Origin of the sequence: Xylocopilactobacillus apicola (assembly GCF_033095985.1) — a bacterium.
GTDB classification, from domain to species: Bacteria; Bacillota; Bacilli; order Lactobacillales; family Lactobacillaceae; genus Xylocopilactobacillus; species Xylocopilactobacillus apicola.
Genome location: NZ_AP026802.1, coordinates 1091771 through 1109669 on the forward strand (window position 1 = coordinate 1091771; position 17899 = coordinate 1109669).

Annotated in this window: 17 protein-coding genes; 3 read left to right on the plus strand and 14 right to left on the minus strand. The window is 35.4% G+C overall.

Going from position 1 to position 17899, the window contains the following annotated elements; genetic code table 11:
- Window positions 1-62 precede the first annotated feature (62 nt).
- Window positions 63-644 carry a DUF5067 domain-containing protein gene (locus R8495_RS05455; protein ID WP_317636509.1) on the plus strand — a complete coding sequence of 194 codons (582 nt, stop codon included), beginning with the start codon at window positions 63-65 and terminating at the stop codon, window positions 642-644.
- A gap of 360 nt (window positions 645-1004) precedes the next feature.
- Here R8495_RS05455 and R8495_RS05460 read toward each other — a convergent pair whose 3' ends face one another.
- Window positions 1005-1403 carry a DUF3310 domain-containing protein gene (locus tag R8495_RS05460; RefSeq protein ID WP_317636510.1) on the minus strand — a complete coding sequence of 133 codons (399 nt, stop codon included), beginning with the start codon at window positions 1401-1403 and terminating at the stop codon, window positions 1005-1007.
- 130 nt (window positions 1404-1533) lie between these two features.
- Here R8495_RS05460 and R8495_RS05465 point away from each other — a divergent pair, with 130 nt between their 5' ends.
- Complete coding sequence (locus tag R8495_RS05465) at window positions 1534-2361, plus strand: pyruvate, water dikinase regulatory protein (protein WP_317636511.1); 828 nt, start codon at window positions 1534-1536, stop codon at window positions 2359-2361.
- Window positions 2358-4649: a Xaa-Pro dipeptidyl-peptidase gene (locus tag R8495_RS05470; RefSeq protein WP_317636512.1), complete on the plus strand. Its 2292-nt coding sequence runs from the start codon at window positions 2358-2360 to the stop codon at window positions 4647-4649. The genes R8495_RS05465 and R8495_RS05470 overlap by 4 nt, the downstream gene beginning before the upstream one ends.
- 46 nt (window positions 4650-4695) lie before the next feature.
- Here the strand turns inward: R8495_RS05470 and hslU are convergent, their stop codons facing one another.
- The 13 genes from hslU to R8495_RS05535 form a co-directional block, all read right to left on the minus strand.
- Entirely contained in the window at window positions 4696-6165 is a 1470-nt protein-coding gene (hslU, locus tag R8495_RS05475; RefSeq protein ID WP_317636513.1) for an ATP-dependent protease ATPase subunit HslU, read from the minus strand.
- Window positions 6158-6691, minus strand: coding sequence for an ATP-dependent protease subunit HslV (hslV, locus tag R8495_RS05480; RefSeq protein ID WP_317636514.1), 534 nt, complete (start codon window positions 6689-6691; stop codon window positions 6158-6160). The genes hslU and hslV overlap by 8 nt, the downstream gene beginning before the upstream one ends.
- Window positions 6692-6700: 9 nt before the next feature.
- A complete protein-coding gene (xerA, locus tag R8495_RS05485) occupies window positions 6701-7591 on the minus strand; it encodes a site-specific tyrosine recombinase/integron integrase (protein ID WP_317636515.1) in 891 nt (296 codons plus the stop codon).
- On the minus strand, window positions 7579-8874 hold the full coding sequence (trmFO, locus tag R8495_RS05490; RefSeq protein ID WP_317636516.1) for a methylenetetrahydrofolate--tRNA-(uracil(54)-C(5))-methyltransferase (FADH(2)-oxidizing) TrmFO: 1296 nt from the start codon (window positions 8872-8874) through the stop codon (window positions 7579-7581). The genes xerA and trmFO overlap by 13 nt, the downstream gene beginning before the upstream one ends.
- Window positions 8874-10976, minus strand: coding sequence for a type I DNA topoisomerase (gene topA / locus R8495_RS05495; RefSeq protein ID WP_317636517.1), 2103 nt, complete (start codon window positions 10974-10976; stop codon window positions 8874-8876). The genes trmFO and topA overlap by 1 nt, the downstream gene beginning before the upstream one ends.
- 70 nt (window positions 10977-11046) lie before the next feature.
- Entirely contained in the window at window positions 11047-11907 is an 861-nt protein-coding gene (gene dprA, locus R8495_RS05500) for a DNA-processing protein DprA (RefSeq protein WP_317636518.1), read from the minus strand.
- Window positions 11908-11931: 24 nt separating this feature from the next.
- Window positions 11932-12696 carry a ribonuclease HII gene (locus R8495_RS05505; protein WP_317636519.1) on the minus strand — a complete coding sequence of 255 codons (765 nt, stop codon included), beginning with the start codon at window positions 12694-12696 and terminating at the stop codon, window positions 11932-11934.
- Window positions 12689-13498 (minus strand): ribosome biogenesis GTPase YlqF, encoded by an 810-nt coding sequence (gene ylqF / locus R8495_RS05510; RefSeq protein ID WP_317636520.1) that lies wholly within the window; start codon window positions 13496-13498, stop codon window positions 12689-12691. The genes R8495_RS05505 and ylqF overlap by 8 nt, the downstream gene beginning before the upstream one ends.
- Entirely contained in the window at window positions 13499-14119 is a 621-nt protein-coding gene (gene lepB / locus R8495_RS05515) for a signal peptidase I (RefSeq protein WP_317636521.1), read from the minus strand.
- 18 nt (window positions 14120-14137) lie between these two features.
- On the minus strand, window positions 14138-15583 hold the full coding sequence (locus R8495_RS05520; protein ID WP_317636522.1) for a S41 family peptidase: 1446 nt from the start codon (window positions 15581-15583) through the stop codon (window positions 14138-14140).
- A 15-nt stretch (window positions 15584-15598) separates the two neighbouring features.
- Window positions 15599-16165, minus strand: coding sequence for a YpmS family protein (locus tag R8495_RS05525; protein WP_317636593.1), 567 nt, complete (start codon window positions 16163-16165; stop codon window positions 15599-15601).
- A gap of 32 nt (window positions 16166-16197) precedes the next feature.
- On the minus strand, window positions 16198-17007 hold the full coding sequence (locus tag R8495_RS05530) for a DUF459 domain-containing protein (RefSeq protein WP_317636523.1): 810 nt from the start codon (window positions 17005-17007) through the stop codon (window positions 16198-16200).
- Between the two features lie 4 nt (window positions 17008-17011).
- The gene (locus tag R8495_RS05535) at window positions 17012-17848 is read right to left on the minus strand and encodes a DegV family protein (RefSeq protein WP_317636524.1); all 837 of its coding nucleotides are present in this window, start codon (window positions 17846-17848) and stop codon (window positions 17012-17014) included.
- Window positions 17849-17899 lie beyond the last annotated feature (51 nt).

The window sequence follows — 17899 nt, forward strand, 5'->3', positions numbered from 1 at the left end:
CCAGAAGATATGTTAAAATTGTTAACCGAGTGCAACAAAAGAGAGGAGCTCCAAAAGGATTAATGAAAAAAAGTTTAATTTCAATTTTGATATTGTCGTCAACGGTTTTGCTTGTAGGATGTCAAAATAATGCAAGCAATTCTTCAAAAAGTAGTTCAGAAAAGAATAAATCCACTGCAGTTAAAAAATCCAGCAAGCCAACCGATAACGATAAAGTAAAAAATCAAAAGTTTAGTTTTAACGATAAACAGGTAGATAATAGTGAATTTACAATTAAAATCACCAAGCACAAAGTAATTAAACCTGGTAAAAAAGGAAATTCTAATGGCAAGAAACCAGTAATTGCTTTTTGGTACGAAGTTAAAAGCAAGACTGACAATAAAGTGGTTGATCCACTGACTGCTTGGCAAGCAGTTTTGAAGGCTGAGCAACTTGATGACAAGGCCACTAAGCAAACTTTAAATGTTGCACCGCTTCCGGATAATAAGTATTTGGAATCACAAAGAACAGTGATCAAGAAAGGAAAAACAGTTGAAAACGCGATTGCATACGAATTAAATACTTTAAAAAATCCAGTGAAACTTATTGCGATTAAAGGAATTTTCGGTGAAGGAAGTGGAGAAGAAACTTTTAAACTTAAGTAAAGATGAGGTCCATTTATGGGCTTTTTTAGTATGAAAAAAAACGCCACCTGGCGTTTTCGTTTACTTTGGCATCTTAATCGGACGATCTGAAGAAGAAATACTAGAAGTAAAAGTAACAGATCTCATTGACATAGGTGTAGCGATCCAGACCGTTTTTCTAGCTCTCATTCCTTTCGTGAGCCCTTTTTGATTGCAATATTTCGAATTTACGTGAGATTTATTCGAAAAAAAATGTCCAAACATAATTCCTTCCTTTACAATTTTATTTAAAATTTATCTTGAATTGATGGAACTTTTCACTCCTCAAGTATTCTAGCACCTACGCCCAACTAATTAAGGAAATTTTTTATTAAATTTACATTACAGCTGATCAATTCTTGCAGTCACAAGTTCTTTAATCGTTTCAATAAAGGTGATTGGACTATTTTCCATTAACCCTTTTTCAAATGATTTTTTAAAAAATAGAGGTGCTTGTTCACTTTTATTGATTGCGGCTTGAAAAAATGAGGTAATTATTTTTTTCGATTTTTTAGATTTCAATAATTTGCTGATTTCAGGTGCTTTTAACCAATTGATGTAATAGTTGGCTTTTCTAAGATCCTGCAATTCGTTACCCTTGTAAGGGGCTCTGATTAGATATTTGAAAATTTGTCCAAGATTATAACTCATTTCAGTTTGTTCAATTACTTCAATTGGTTGGATCGGATAATTTTCCGTGTAATGTCGGGGATTTGTTACTTCATCATATTTTTCCGTCATTATTTTGCTCCTTAAACTAATATTGTAACATGGCGACTGTTGCAAATTAGAAAAATTACGATTAAACAATAAAAAGTATAAAAAATTTGTTAAATTCAGATATACTTAACTGTAAAAGATGGAGGAAATAATGGTAAAAAAAATAACAGTATATGCAGTTTCAGATTCACTTGGAGACACTGCAATTAAATTAGCACGAGCAATTATGGCTCAATTTCCAAATTTAACGGTTAATTACATCAAATTCCCATTTTGTAATGATGAAAAAAAGATTTCGGAGATAGTTAACGAAGCGGTTGATAGTAATGCAATTATCATTTTCTCTTTGGGTGGAAAAGGTTTGGCCAAATTTATGACGAGCTATAGTAAATCACAAAATGTTCCAAGTTTTGATTTAATGACGCCGATCATTGACTACATTCAAGAGAAAACAGGGCAAGAACCAAGTGGAGAAGTTGGAGCTGTTCATCGACTTAACGAAAATTATTTTAACCGAATTTCAGCAGTTGAATTTGCCGTTTTATATGACGATGGAAAAGATCCGAAAGGATTTTTAGAAGCCGATTTAGTTTTAGTTGGTGTTTCTAGAACTTCTAAAACCCCGCTATCCCTGTTTTTGGCAAATCGTAATTTGAAAGTTGCCAATTATCCTTTGGTGCAAAATGCAACTATTCCAAATGAACTATTCCAAATTGATCACAAAAAAATTGTTGGTTTGACAACTGATCCTGATGTATTAATTCGAATTAGACAGGAACGTTTGATTTCCTATGGACTTAGCCCAGATGCTGCTTATTCTGATATGAAAAATATCGAAAAGGAGCTTTCAGAAGCTGATGCAATGTTCAAAAAACTGGATTGCATTGTTATTAATACAGCGCATCGTTCAATTGAGGAAACCGCGGCGCTTATTTTACAGAGCTTAAAATTAGATGACGAAGGTCAGCCAATCAAATGACAACTTATCACGCTTTTAGCAAATACGATCAGTTTGATCCTGAAAAAGAGCTGAGGAAAATAAATTTTTTGAGCGAAACGGGGAATTTTGCAGACCGTTTTAGCTTTTATTTTGAAAAACTAGTCAGTTCAGAAGATCAGTTAAATTTCATTGCTGCTGATAAAAATCAAAGTTTAGCTGAACTTATCTCGCAAAAACCTAAATGCCTTTCGTCCGAAGTTTTTTATACGTTAGTACTTCAAATTATGGATTTTAACTTAGGACTTGAGTTTCAAATCAATCACGCAATTGATTTCCTAAAGACTAGCGAGCAGAATATTTTGTCTGAATCGATTGTTGATGAAAGTAATATCGAGAAATTTATCTTTAACACTTTAAATTTACGTTCGGCAAATGGTCTTTCCTTGATTGATAATTTGGCAAACGATGGTTTTTTAAAAAACATCAACTCACCCCTATTCTTTGCTGGCAAAACTTTGCCGGTTTTTGATCAATATGTTAGGGAAAATTATTATTTGGATACGAGAATTGATACCGATCAAGACGGTTTTAGCGATCAAGTTTTAGTTGAAGTGACCCGTCCAAAAACTAATAATAAAGTTCCCGTTATTCTGTGTGCCGACCCTTATTACAAAGGCACTAATGAAATGTCTGAGCACCTTAATTCAATTGAGGGAGATCTATTTGTTAAAGAGCCTGGCGTCTTTAAAGATTTAGGAATGACAGATTATCCTGAAGCTCCAACAAAAAATATGATCAATTCCCTTGATCAGCCAACGAAACGATCGGCTAATCAGGCAACGAAAGATTTTCCCTTAAATGATTATTTTCTCGCTCGTGGTTTCGCTGTCGCTTACGTTGCAGGATTGGGAACGCGAGGATCAGATGGGATGCGGACCACAGGTGATGCAGCTGAGACTATTACCTATTGTCATGCAGTAAAATTTTTAAGCGGGAACGAAGCAGGATCTAAAACCAGAGATGGAGCCAAAAAAATTATTTTGCCTTGGACAAACGGATCAGTGGCAATGACTGGCCGTAGTTATTTAGGAACATTGGCAACTGCGACAGCAACTAAAAATCCGAACGGTCTTAAAACAATTATCTCTGAATCAGCAATTTCTAATTGGTACGATTATTATCGTGAAAATGGACTGGTTGTCGCACCTGGTGGTTATCCTGGAGAAGATGCGGACGTTTTAGCCCTAGATACCTACTCCCGTTGGTTTGATGGAATGCAATACTTAAAAACTCATCAGCTGTTCCAAAATTTCATGGATGAATTGAAAAATGAGCAAGATCGCCAAACAGGTAACTATAATCAATTTTGGCGGGATCGCAACTATTTGCCTGAGGCAGATCAAATTCAGGTTGACTGTTTATATGCACATGGTTTAAATGATTGGAACGTGAAACCCATTAATGTTTACAATATTTTTCATCAAGCCAAAAACGCCAAAGTAAAAGTTATTTTACATCAGGGCCAACATATTAGTCCACATGATTTAGCTTCAATCGATTATCTTGATCTTTGCAATCTGTGGTTGACCGATCATTTGTATGAAAAAGAGAATCACGTTGTGGATATGCTTCCTCCCGTAATGGTACAAAACAATCGAAATCCGGGACATTGGAGTGGTCTGAGTGATTGGGGCAGTAAACATCAAAAAAGCATTAAATTGGGCTCGAATCTTTTTTCTTACACTGATGATCTCACCAGAATTTACCGAGAAAAATTCAACCAAAATCTTACAGATTATGAATCTGCATTTGCGTTAAAGGATGAAATATTTAAAGATCGATGCTTTTATAAAGATTTAAATCTGAAAGAAGATCTAGTTATTGATGGTCAAATAAATCTTAAAGTAAAAATGTCCACCGATCATGAGACGGGCATTTTAAGTGCGGCGTTGTATGAAATAAATGCTAGTAAAATTTCAACGACGGTCACAAATCCAGTGCCTAATCGATTTTTTCAGCTGATTCCAGGTCAAGAAAGAATGCCGTTGAAAGATTTTCAGCAAAAAAATGCAGCATATCGCTTAATCAGCTTTGGACATCTCAATTTACAAAATATTGAAGGTCCTGATCGGGTTAATCAAGTAATTGCGAACCAAGAAATTGATTTGACTTTAGCCCTGCAGCCAACAATTTATCAGTTAGATAAAAATTCGACTTTACGATTAGTTTTGTTTGGTAGTGATATGAAATATACCACTCACGTTTTAACACCCCAAATTTACCAACTTGACTTACCTAATTCTCAAATTGAAATCCCTTATAAGTAAAAAAGCATTTAATCAGGTTTTACTGGTTAAATGCTTTTTTTGAAAATTAAAGAATATATTCACTTAAATCGTGATCGGAAACAATTCCGTCAAGTTTATTCTCAACGTACTGTTCGGTAATTTCAATCTTTCCCGTGTTCATACCAGGGGTTTCAAATAATATGTCTTCAAGTAATTTTTCAATTACTGTTGCCAAGCGTCGTGCGCCAATATTTTCATTTTTATCGTTAAGTTCAGCGGCAATTTGGGCAATTTTATCAATAGCTTCCGGCTTAAAATCAATCTCAACCCCATCAGTTTTAATTAATTCCTTGTATTGCTTAATAATTGCGTCGTCTGGTTCAGTTAAAATTCGCCGAAAATCAGCTTCTGACAAATTGTTTAACTCAACTCTGATTGGAAATCTTCCTTGTAATTCTGCAATTAAATCACTTGGTTTACTTTGTTCAAAAGCACCTGATGCGATAAAGAGAATGTGATCGGTATCGACCATTCCGTATTTAGTTTTAACTTGCGATCCCTCAACAATTGGCAGGATATCTCTTTGAACCCCTTCCCGAGAAACTTCGCCAGTATTGTGAGAGTTTCCGTTTGCAATTTTATCAAACTCATCAATAAAAATTATTCCGGAATTTTCTGCCAATTTAATTGCTTCAAGATTTATATCACTTGAATCAATTAATTTATCGGTTTCTTCATCAATTAATACTTCCCTTGCTTCTTTGACTTTCATTTTTCTTTCAACATAACGAGGAGGCACTAAACGTTCTAAAGTTTCTGACATATCAACTCCCATCGACCCCATCGAATCTAATGTTGGGTTTCCTTGCGAAGTTTCTTTCACTTTGATAGTAACAATTTTGTCTTCTAATTCTCTGTCGTTTAACTTATCAGCAATATCTAACTGATCTGAAATTTTCTTTTTATTTTGCTTATCTTCTTCAGTTTTTTTCTGATCTTCAGTTAGTTCAGCAACTTTAACATCATCTTTTTCTGAATTATTTGTTGGAAGACCGAAAATGTTTCCCAAGCTATTGATCGCACTCATCATCGATTGTTCAGGATTTGATTCATCGTCTTCTTTATTTTTTTTCGACGATAAAATTTTAATCAAACGTGCATTGGCTGCTTTGGTCGCTTGTTCTCGGACTGCTTTTCTTTTTTCTTTTTTGATCATATTAGCAGCAATATCAGCTAAATCACGAACCATTGATTCAACATCCCGACCAACGTATCCTACTTCGGTGAATTTAGTAGCTTCGACCTTAATAAAAGGAGCTCCTACAACTCGAGCTAAACGACGAGCAATTTCAGTTTTACCAACGCCAGTTGGTCCAATCATCATTAAATTTTTGGGAGTGATTGCCTCTTGCCACTTACGGTCTAGTAAAAGTCGTCGATGCCGATTAAAAATTGCAATTGCAACTGCTTTCTTCGCTTCTTGCTGACCAACAATGTATTTATCGAGCTCGCTAACTATTTCTTTTGGGGTTAAAGTCTTTGTGTTTTCATTCATTTCTATCTAATACCTCAACTAATATATCTGAATTGGTAAAAATATCGATCTCTGAAGCTATCTTTACACTTTTTTGAACAATTTCTTCCGGCGTTAAATCAGTATTTTCAAGTAATCCCATCGCTGCTGCTTGAGCAAAATTGCCACCAGATCCAATGGCAAGAACATCAAATTCTGGCTGGATAATTTCACCGTTTCCTGAAACCAAGAGCAAGTCTTTCTTATCAGCTACGATTAGCATTGCTTCAAGTTTTTGAAGCATTTGATCTTTTCGCCAATCTTGTGCCAATTCTACAGCCGATCGACGTAAATCACCATTGTATTTCTTTAATTTGCTTTCAAATCGATCTTGCAAAGTAACTGCATCAGCTACTCCACCAGCAAAACCAGACAATACTCGATTATCAAAAATTCGATGAATCTTTTGAGCATTGCCTTTCATAATATATTTTTCACCAGCAGTAACCTGCCCGTCACCGGCAATTGCCACTTGCTGACCATTTCTTACGGCACAAATTGTTGTCATAAATTCTTCTCACTTTCTAGGAAAATCTTGATTATAAATATCTTGTAAATTTTTAACTGAAACATGGGTATAGATCTGCGTGGTGTTGATCGAGGAGTGTCCCAACAATTCCTGCACAATTCTTAAATCAGCCCCATTATCTAGCAAATGAGTTGCAAGCGAATGTCTTAAGATATGGGGATGTAATCCAGGTTGTTCCAATTTTGTTAAAACGCTTTGAAAAATGTATTCCAAACCTCGTGTCGTTAGACGTTCTCCGTGAAAATTTAAAAGTAAGAGATCACTTTTTTTGTCACCTAAAATAGCGGGACGAGATCTGTATAAGTACAATTTTAAAATCTTCTCAAAATGATTATTAAAAGGGACGTAACGCTCTTTTCCACCTTTCCCGTGAACTAAAATGGACTTCAAACTTAAATTTATTTCATTCAATTTAATTTGAACAGCTTCGGAAATTCTGATTCCGGTAGAATATAATAACTCAAAGATTAAACGGTTCCTAATTTGTAAATCGGTATCGGTAGGAATTTTATCAATTAATTGATTTATTTCCTCCTGATAAAGAATTTTAGGAAGGCGGTGAGCTTTTCTCGCGCCCTTAACTTTCTTAATTGGAGTTACCTTAATCTTTTCTTGATGAACTAGAAATTGAAAAAAAGTTGATAAAGCAGATTTTTTTCGATTAATTGAGGCAACAGAGTAATGTTGATCAAGATAATTTAAATACTGAAAATAATCTTTTTTTTGAATCTGATCAAAGGTTTTATCAGAAAAAAAGGAAAAAAAATCATTTAGATCTCTCTGGTAAGCGTTAACTGTTTGGGGAGAATAATGTTTAAATTCATTCAAAAATTTACTGAAATCTTCAACCGCTTGTTGATTTATTGTTAAACCTTCCAATTTTTAACTAACTCCAAAGCACGCTGAGCCATAATTTCTCGTCGTTCTTTTTTATTTCTTATTCTTTGGGTGAGTGGAGTCATAATTCCAAAATTAGCGTTCATTGGTTGAAAGTATTTAGCATCAGCGTTTGCAACGTAATTTCCCATGGCTCCAATCATGGTGTGAGGATCAGCTATTAAACTCTCACCTTTTAATTGCTTAAATAATGAAAGCGCAGCAAACAAACCGCTCCCAGCGCTTTCAACATAACCCTCGACTCCTGTAATTTGGCCCGCAAAATAAAACTGCGGCTTGTCTTTTAATTGATAATTAGCGCTGAGTAATTTAGGGGAATTCAAAAATGTGTTCCGGTGCATTACTCCATAACGGATAAATTCAACGTCTTCAAGACCAGGAATTAACTGAAATACTCGTTTTTGTTCGCCCCATTTAAGTTGAGTTTGAAAACCAACCAAGTTATACATTGTTTTCGAAACGTTATCTTGGCGCAGCTGAACGACAGCGTATGGCATTTCTCCATTGGGCATTTCAAGTCCAACTGGTTTTAGCGGACCGAAAAGCAAAGTTTTTTCACCCCGTGAGGCCATTTCTTCTACAGGCATACACCCTTCAAAGTATTTACTGTCTTCAAAATCATGTAATTCAGCCTTTTCCGCTGAAATTAGCGCTTCATAAAAAGTCATAAACTGATCTTTGTTCATTGGACAGTTTAGATAGGCGGCTTCCCCTTTATCGTAACGAGATTTTTCATATACAATCGAGCGATCGATTTTTTCACTACTAATAATTGGAGCTGCAGCATCATAAAAATAAAGTTCGTCTTGACCAGTGAGTTCTTTGATTTTGCTAGTTAAACTAGCAGAAGTTAAGGGACCAGTTGCGATAATTGTTGGGTTAGAACTAAATTTATCGACCTCTTCGTTAATAATTTCAACGTTTGGCATTTCCCGAATCTTCTGAGTGATTTCCTGTGAAAAAGAATCCCGATCAACTGCCAGAGCGCTGCCAGCTGGAACTTGATTAGCATCAGCTGACTTCATAATAATTGAATCTAATTCTCGCATTTCAGCTTTTAAGAGACCGACACCATTAGTTATTTCATTTGAACGCATTGAATTAGTACAAACCAGTTCAGCAAACTGATCTGTATGATGAGCTGGAGTCATTTTTTTGTCACGCATCTCAAACAAGCGAACGTTAATGCCACGTTTTGCTAATTGGTAAGTAGCTTCGCTACCAGCGAGCCCTGCACCGATAATATCAACTGTTTGATTGTCCATTATTTTTGTAGCTCCTCTGCATAATCACCGTTCGGGCAAACCACCTGAAGGGTATTTTTGACTTTTTTCTCAACTAAATAGTGTTGGCAATTCGGACAATTTCTAGGAACTGGTTTATCCCACGACATAAATTCACAATTTGGATAGCGTGAACAACCATAAAAAAGTCGATTACGTTTAGTGTGTTTTTCGATGACTTGACCTTCTTTACAGACTGGACAAACCATCCCAATTTCTTTGACTACAGCTTTTGTATAACGACAATCTGGAAAACGACTACAAGCAATAAATTTCCCATAACGCCCCATTTTGTAAACTAATGGTGCCCCACACTCTGGACAATTTTCACCTGCAAGTTCAAGTTTAAATTCAACTTTTTCAATTTTTTGATCGGCATTATCAACTTCAGGTTCAAAATGTTGATAAAATTTATCAACCACCGAGACCCAGTCGCTAATCCCCTTTTCAACGTTATCAAGATTTGTTTCAATGTTTGCCGTAAAATTTATATCGACAATTTCAGGGAAAAATTCCTCAATAATATTGTTAACAATTTTACCTAAATCAGTGGGTTCAAAACGTTTTGCAGTTAATTTTACATAGTATCGTTTTTGTAAAGTATCAATAATTGGCGAAAATGTTGAAGGACGTCCAACACCGTTCTCTTCCAATGCTTTAACTAAACTAGCTTCGGTGTATTTAGCGGGAGGCTGAGTGAAGTGTTGCGCGGGGGATAATTTACTGAGATCAACTTGATCGCCTTCTTTTAAATCAGGCAATTTTCCTTCTGATTTAGTTTCATTGTCTTTATAAACTTTTGTAAATCCAGGAAAAATTAGTTTGGAACCCTTAACCTGAAATTGCACATCATTTTGTTCGACAGTAGTATTCATTGTGTCGTAAACTGCACTAGCCATTTGGCTGGCAACAAAACGATTCCAAATTAACGTGTATAAACGTAATTGGTCGCGAGATAAGATGCTCTTAAGTGATTCAGGGGTCCTAGCGACTGAACTGGGACGGATTGCTTCATGGGCATCCTGAACCTTTTCTTTTTTACTATTCTTAGCAACACGTGATCCAACGTATTCTTTGCCATATTGATCTGTAATAAACTGATGAGCCTCACTTACTGCGACTGGAGATACTCGAACTGAGTCCGTCCTCATATACGTAATAAGACCGGCATGCCCTGTTTTACCACCTAAATTAACACCTTCATAAAGTTGTTGAGCCAACATCATTGTTTTTTTGGTGTGATAATTAAGTTTGCGATTTGCCGTTTGCTGCAATGTTGAAGTGGTGAAAGCTGGATAAGGATTTTTCTTTGTCTGTCTTTTCTTGACTTCACTTACGTCAAATTTTTTCTTTTTATCAATTTTAGTGATAACTTCTTTAACGTCTTTATCACTGCTTAATTTCTTCTTTTTTCCCCCAATTCCATAAAAATCACCGATAAAAGTCTTGGCTCCTTTTTTGAAATTAGCTTCAATACTCCAGTATTCTTCGGGAATAAAATTATCAATTTCTTTTTGTCGATCAATAATTAATTTTAAAGCTACAGACTGAACTCTACCAGCTGACAATCCTTTTTTAACTTTATGCCAAAGAATTGGACTGATTGAATATCCAACTACTCGATCAAGGACTCGACGAGCTTGTTGAGCGTCGACGAGATTCATGTCAATGGCGCGTGGACTTTTAAATGCTTCTTTGACGGTATCCTTCGTTATTTCGTTAAAAACAACTCGATTTTTGTCAGTATCTTTTAGTCCAAGAATATGACTGACGTGCCAAGCAATTGCCTCGCCCTCTCGATCCGGATCAGAGGCCAAATAAACTTGCTTTGCTTTTGCTGCTTCTTTTTTAAGATCCTTAATTACCGGACCTTTACCACGAATTGAAATGTATTCTGGTTTGAAATTATGTTCAAGATCAACACCCATTTTGCTTTTTGGCAAATCACGAATGTGTCCTTTAGAGGCTACAACTCGATAGTTACGACCTAAATATCTTTCAATCGTTTGTGCTTTAGTGGGAGACTCTACAATCACTAAATTCTTTTTTGTTGTTCCTTTTTTTGTTTTTGTCGAATTTACCATTCAAAACATCCAATCTTTTAAAATTAATCTTAAGCATCAACATAAGGATACTACGTCTGTCAATAACGGCTTACCAATAATACTGAATTTCACTGCTTACGTCTTCCGCCTGGAGAACGAGTTTTGCGCCCGCTTGAATTAATTTATTAGACCCTTCGTATAAAGGGTCACCACATTCTCCTGGTAAAGCAAAGACCTCGCGGTTATTTTGCAGCGCTAAATTTCCGGTAATTAAACTTCCCGAATGATTGCGTGCGCTTGCTACTAAAACGCCGTGTGAAATTCCAGCAATAACCCGATTTCTTTGGGGAAAATGAAATTTCTGGGCTCCTGAATCTGGCGGGTACTCAGAGATCAGCAAGTGATTGCGTGCGATTTCTCTTTGCAGTTCTTGATTTTCTCTCGGGTAATATCGGTTGAGCCCAGTTCCGATCACGGCAATAGTTTTTCCCTGATGGGCGATGGCCGATTTTAAAGCAATCGCATCAATTCCTTTTGCAAGCCCGCTAACAACGATAATTTTTTGGGGCATTAGCTCCGTACAAAAATTATTAAGAATTGGTGCTGCATTTTTGGGATAAACCCTTCCGCCAACGATACCTAAACAACATTCTTTCAACAATTCGAGCTGACCTTGATAGCTAAGAACAATGGGCGGCTCATAGCTTTCCATTAATCTTAAGGGATACTCATCATCTAAAATTGTCAAAAATTTAATTTTTTTTGCTTGGCTTTCTTCCAAGGCCTCTTCAAGCGAAAAATCTTCAAAAAGTGCGATATTTTTCCCATTTAGCTTAGAATATCTATACACCTCGTGGTTGCTCAATTCTTTTCGCTCTAAGAGTTCTCGCTTGTTTAATAAAGCCACAAAATTCTTATAAGTAAAACTTCTGCTTAAAAAGCCAGTCAACAAAACATCTCGTAATTTCATTTTTAAAACCTCCATGAATATAAATTACGCGATAATTTGCCGAACAGGCGAAAAACTTTTTCGGTGAATTGGAGAAATTCCAAATTCTTTTAACGCTAAAAGGTGTTCACGCGTGCCGTAACCCTTATTCGATTTAAAGTTATACTCCGGATAAAATTCGTCATAACGATCCATTAACTCATCACGACAAACTTTTGCCAAAATGCTGGCAGCTCCAATGCTAGCGCTTTTTTCATCGCCTTTGATTAAGTCAGTCTGAGGAATTTCAGTCTCTATTTTTACTGCATCGACCAAGAGACTTTCAGGCGTCAGACTTAATTTTTGAACTGCAAATTTCATTGCCAAACGGCTAGCTTCTAAAATATTAATTTGATCAATGGTTGATGGAGAAATTAAAGCAACACTATAAGCAAGTGATTCCTCTTTAATAATTTTCGCTAGTCGAGTACGTGATTCGGGACGAAGTTTTTTTGAATCATCGACTCCTATAATTGGGACCTGCGGGTTAAGGATAACTGCTGCACAAACTACGGGGCCAGCTAAACATCCGCGACCCACTTCATCAACTCCTGCAACTAACCGATCTAACTGCCAGCATTTTTGTTCATAATAACATTTTTGTTGGTATTCTTTAAGTTGATTTTCCAAAATCAATTGTTGTTTTTCGTATTGTTGTAAAAGTTTTTGAACGCCACTACGAGAATCTTCTTTTAGTTGTTGCAAAAAAAGAGGTGAAATTGTTGAATCTTTCAACCTCTCTTTTATCTGGCCAATTGTTAACTTATTCATTTGGCCACTCTAAGGAAATAGATCCATATTTCGATTCCCAAAAATTTCTAATGATTTCCTGCGCCTTATTTGTCGAATCTTCAAATTTTGTCTGTTGTAAAAAATCAATCCAAGAATTACAACTGTTAAAGTATTTTAGAGATTGTTCAGGATAATGTTCAGCCATTGTTGAAAGCAAAAAATCTGTCACCTTTTCGGGATCGTAGACATAATTAGCAATGGAATTTAACAAAGCAATTTTATATCCCGTTTCAGGTTCATCAAATTTTGGCCACAACATTCCCGGCGTGTCTAAAATTTTAAAGTGGTCATTTACTTTATACCACAACAAATTGCGAGTTAGCCCCGGTTTGTTTTGAGCAATTGCAACGTTTTTACGCACAAAACGATTGAGTAGCGTAGATTTACCAATATTTGGGATTCCTAATAGAGTAGCTCGAACCGGAATATTTTTAAGTCCCAGTTGGGCATATCTTTTTTTGCTTTTTAAAACAGTTTCTTCTGCAGCCTTAACTACCGAGCGTACTCCTGTTCCTTTTTTAGCGTTAATCTTAAAAATCTGTTTTCCCTGTTTTTCAAACTCGTTAATCCAAAGTTGAGTTGTCACGGGATCTGCCAAATCGCATTTATTTAATAGATAAATTTTCGGCTTATCATTAAATACTTCATTTAAATATTGGTTGATCGAACTAATCGGGGCTCTTGCATCGATTAAGATTAAAGCAAGATCAATTTCTCTTTTCTTTTCGGTCAACAACCTTTTTGTTTTGGCCATGTGGCCAGGAAACCATTCACCTGTCATTTAAAAAAACCTAAACTTTACTAACGGAGAAAAGCGGAAGAATACAATTCCGTTAATCCGTTCTTTTTTTACGAAACCAAAATATCGACTATCTGAAGAATGAGCACGATTATCACCCATTACAAAGTAACTGTCCGGTGGGACTCTTTTAGTATGGTTAGTAGCTGAAAGATCTTCCATTTTAAAATCGAAAGTAAGATTTTTTTGTCCATCGATATCATTTAAGAAGGTCTCCTCGTATTTTTTTCCATTGATATATAAATTATTATTTTTAAAACTGATTTCATCTCCAGGCATTCCAACTACTCGCTTAATAAAGTGATCGCGAGAATTAATTCCTGCGTATCCATCTGGTGGATTAAAAACAATAATATCAAAGCGTTTAACTTTTCCAAATTTGCGTAATATATTTTGATCTTTATCTGAGAAAGTCGGGCGCATTGAATCACCGTCAACAATCGAATTACGAAAAAAGAAGGTAAAAATCACTAATACTAAAACAATGTTAATTAGTGATACGAAAGCCAATTGAATGTAATACAATAATCGTTCGGTTTTATTAGACTGCTTTTTTAAATATTTTCGTCTTGCACGACTTTTTACTGCTAAATATTGGGCCAATTATCTTTACCAATCAAATTAATTATTCAGAATTTCCACAGCTTTTTGCTGCATTGGATCTTGTTGTTTCGATAAATCTCTCAGCGCCCTAATCATTTCCTGAATAGTACTTTCATCAATCGTCCCATTCACGTTTATCTTTCGCTGATTTTGAAAATTCTTAGTTTCATTTTCAGTTGCTTCATCGAAAATTCCCTTTTCGTTACCTGGATGCATTCCAAGGGCCGTAAGACCAACTTGAAAAACTTTGACGTTACTTGATACATCCCCTACTTTTAAAGGAGTTTTGATCTCATTGAAAACCATATTCAGGTATTTTGGATAATCAACTGAATAGTCTGGCTTAATACCTTTATGGTTAATCCAGGTACCATCAGGTGTAAGCCACTTAGCAACTGTCATTTTAAGTTCGGCATCGTCAGGTAAATCAACTACTCGTTGAACAGTCCCTTTACCGAAGGTCTTTTTTCCGACAACCTTAATTTTATTATTCTTTAAAGCTGCCGTGAAAATTTCAGCAGCACTTGCGCTATCGCCGTCAGTTAAAACAACAGTGGGTTCGGTAATTTTAAAGCCTCCGTCTAATTTCTTGCTGGCCCGATAAACGGCTAGATCAGCTTTTTGACGTCCTTGCACTTGCATGATCGGTTGTCCGTCTTTTAAAAACATACTTGATAGTGATAAAGCTTGTTGTAATTCTCCACCCGGATTACCGCGCATATCTACCACCAATTTCTTTGCGCCAGATTTACGTAAGTCTTTAATAGATTTTTTAAACTCGTCAGTTGTAGGACTTGAAAAGGTTGAAACATCTAGGTACCCAATGTTTTTATCAAGCATTTTATGTTTAACTGTCTCAATTGGAATCGTATCGCGCTCCATTTTAAAATTGGCCTCATGATCACCTCGTTTGACGGTAATTTTAACAGAGGTCCCCTTTTTACCTCTAATTAATTTCGTTGCCTTAGCAGCGGGTTTTCCAACGATAGACTTTCCATCGACTTTAATAATGACATCGTTAGCTTTAAGGCCAGATTTTTTGGCAGGCGTTCCATCTAAGACACTATCAATCACGATCATTTTATTTTTCTCAAGCACGGTTATTCCAATGCCAACAATACTTGAAGAGATTGTATCGGTAAGTGATTGAGCTTCTTTTTTATCTAAATAAGTAGTATAAGGATCATCAAGACTATCGAGCATCCCTTTAATTGATCCATTATCCAATTTCTTTTCATCGACTGGCTGATAATATTTACTTTTGATTAACTCTTTGACAGAATCAACGTACTCACTTTTTTGTTTACTTGAACTTTTAACCGCAGTATTTGATGCAGTTTTAGCCTGGGGACGCGGAATAAAAAAACCAATCAGTATCCCTAATACTAAAGCTATAATTCCGGTTTTAATAATTTTATTTTTTGCTTGATTTTCTTGTTGCGAACTATTTTTATTCGAATCCAATTTTACTCTCAATTCCTATTTATTTAGATATCCGTTAAAAACAATACGATCATTATTGAGGTCAACGGAATCAATTTTGAAGCTTAAATCTTTATTAAATTGCACCCGTTCTAAAGCCATTACAATTTCGGTTCTCTTTGAGTTGACCTTAACATAACGAGGCATTTTAACTTGACTCTCAATTAATTCTAAAACACGCTGAGCAGAAATGTCTAAATTGCCCATTGAAACCACTTTCGGTTTCAACAATAAATCCTTATTTGATAAAACTGAAACATCCATAACCAGCCGAAAAGGTAACGGATGACTAAAGATTCTAATACTTCCAGTTAATTGAGCTTCATCACTTAAAGAAAAGTTTAAATTTAGTTCTTTGGAATTTAATTGTTTTAAATATTGATTAGTCAACACTGTCAATTGTTTTTTATTCATAACCACTTTAAAACTTGGGCTATTTTTAGTAATTGAAGTCTCAATTGGATGATAAGCGGGCTTTTCAATGAAAAATCTAGTGTAAACAAAAATCGAAAAACCAACAATAATTCCAACTAAGCCTAAAAATAGCCATTTCCAAATATTTATTTTACTGTTTTTAACTCTTTTTTTCGTTTAAATCACCTGAGCAGTCTTTTTAAATTTATTAAATCGTATAATTTATTGGCGATCAGTCCATATCCCAATCCGTTAGGATGAACGTCATCTTTAGTAGAAAGATAGCGATTAATAATTTTCCCATCAACAACTTTTTTTGCGTTTTTTCCGTTGATTAAGCCGTCAACATCTTGATAATATGCATCATCAACTTTTTTAGTGGATTCAATAGTAATTTTATTCCACTCCTTAAAAAGCTGATTTAAATCCTTTATTTGATTAAAATATAGATAAAATGGATTGTAAATTCCCAAAACTACAATCTTAGCTTTACCGTTTAGCTTACGAATTTCTTTCAATGAAGCATTGAGATTAGCTTGATAATCTTTGGCACGCGGCTCGAATTCTTTCTTTTCTAGTTTCAGAAAATTTTTCTGGATTGTATAAATTATATCATTACCACCCATCTCCACCGTAATTAAATCAGCATTCTTCAGTGAGGTTCTGAGTTTTTGATTATTTTCAATCTTTTTTCTGACTGAACTTGAGGTCTCCCCTGTGTAGCCATAATTATTAGATTTAACTTTAACATTTTTTTCTTGTTCAAGTCGATCTTTTAAGGCACCTACAAATCCTTCATTATCGTTGGTATCCCCTATTCCGTGAGTAATTGAATCACCAACTGCAGTGTATACAATCTTTTGAGGCTGCATCTCAACTGACTTATACGACTTTGGCCTAGGAATTAACAATTCGAAAAATAAAAAAGCGAAAAAAATAATTCCGAGAAAAATTAAAATTGTTTTTACAAAATTTGTTCGCTTATTTTTCATCAGTTTAATAATAGATAACCGCCATTGCTTTTTCGCCCGTATGGGTTGCAATTACTGGTCCAGTTTCTGATAGAAGAATTGGTACCTCTGGGCGAATTTTATGAATTTTTTCTTCCAGTTCCTTACCATAGTCGTAAAAATCAACGTGAGAAAGTCCAACAGCGTGTAGATCAGGAATTTGGGTGAAACGATCAATTAATTCGTCGAAATATTGCTCAATTCCTTTCATACTTCGAGTTTTCTTGACAGGTACTAATTCTTGGTCTTTAAGTTGGATGATTAACTTCAAGCGGATTAAAGTCGACATCATTCCAGCTACTCGACTAATTCTCCCTCCTTTAATCAAATTTGTTAAGGTTGGAAATGCTAAATATAGCCCAACTTCACTTTGAATTTTTTCAATAGCCGCAACGATTTCCTCCATTGTTGCGCCTTCTTGAGCCATTTTCGCGGCTTCGAGCACCTGAAAAGATTGTGCTCGATCAGTAAAACCACTGTCGATAACGGTGACCTGTCCATGACTGATGTTAGCAGCTTCTCGAGCTACGTTAACAGTACCACTCAAAAATGCAGCCATGTGAATTGATAAAACTTCTTGGTTTTGGCTCGCGTATTTACTATAAATACCAACAAAATCCCCTAAAGGAGGTTGACTAGTTTTGGGGAGATTAGTAGCTTCTCTCATTTTTTCAACAAATTCTAGCGGGGTAATGTCAATCCCATCGACATAATTTTTACCATCAATCTCAATTCTTAAGGGAACAACTTCAATTTGATATTTTTCAATTTCTTCAGGGGTTAATCTTACTGATGAATCAGTAACTATTTGAATTTTACTCAAGGTTTTCCTCACATTTTTCGTTTTTTTTGTTTTTAATAAATCTACCATCTA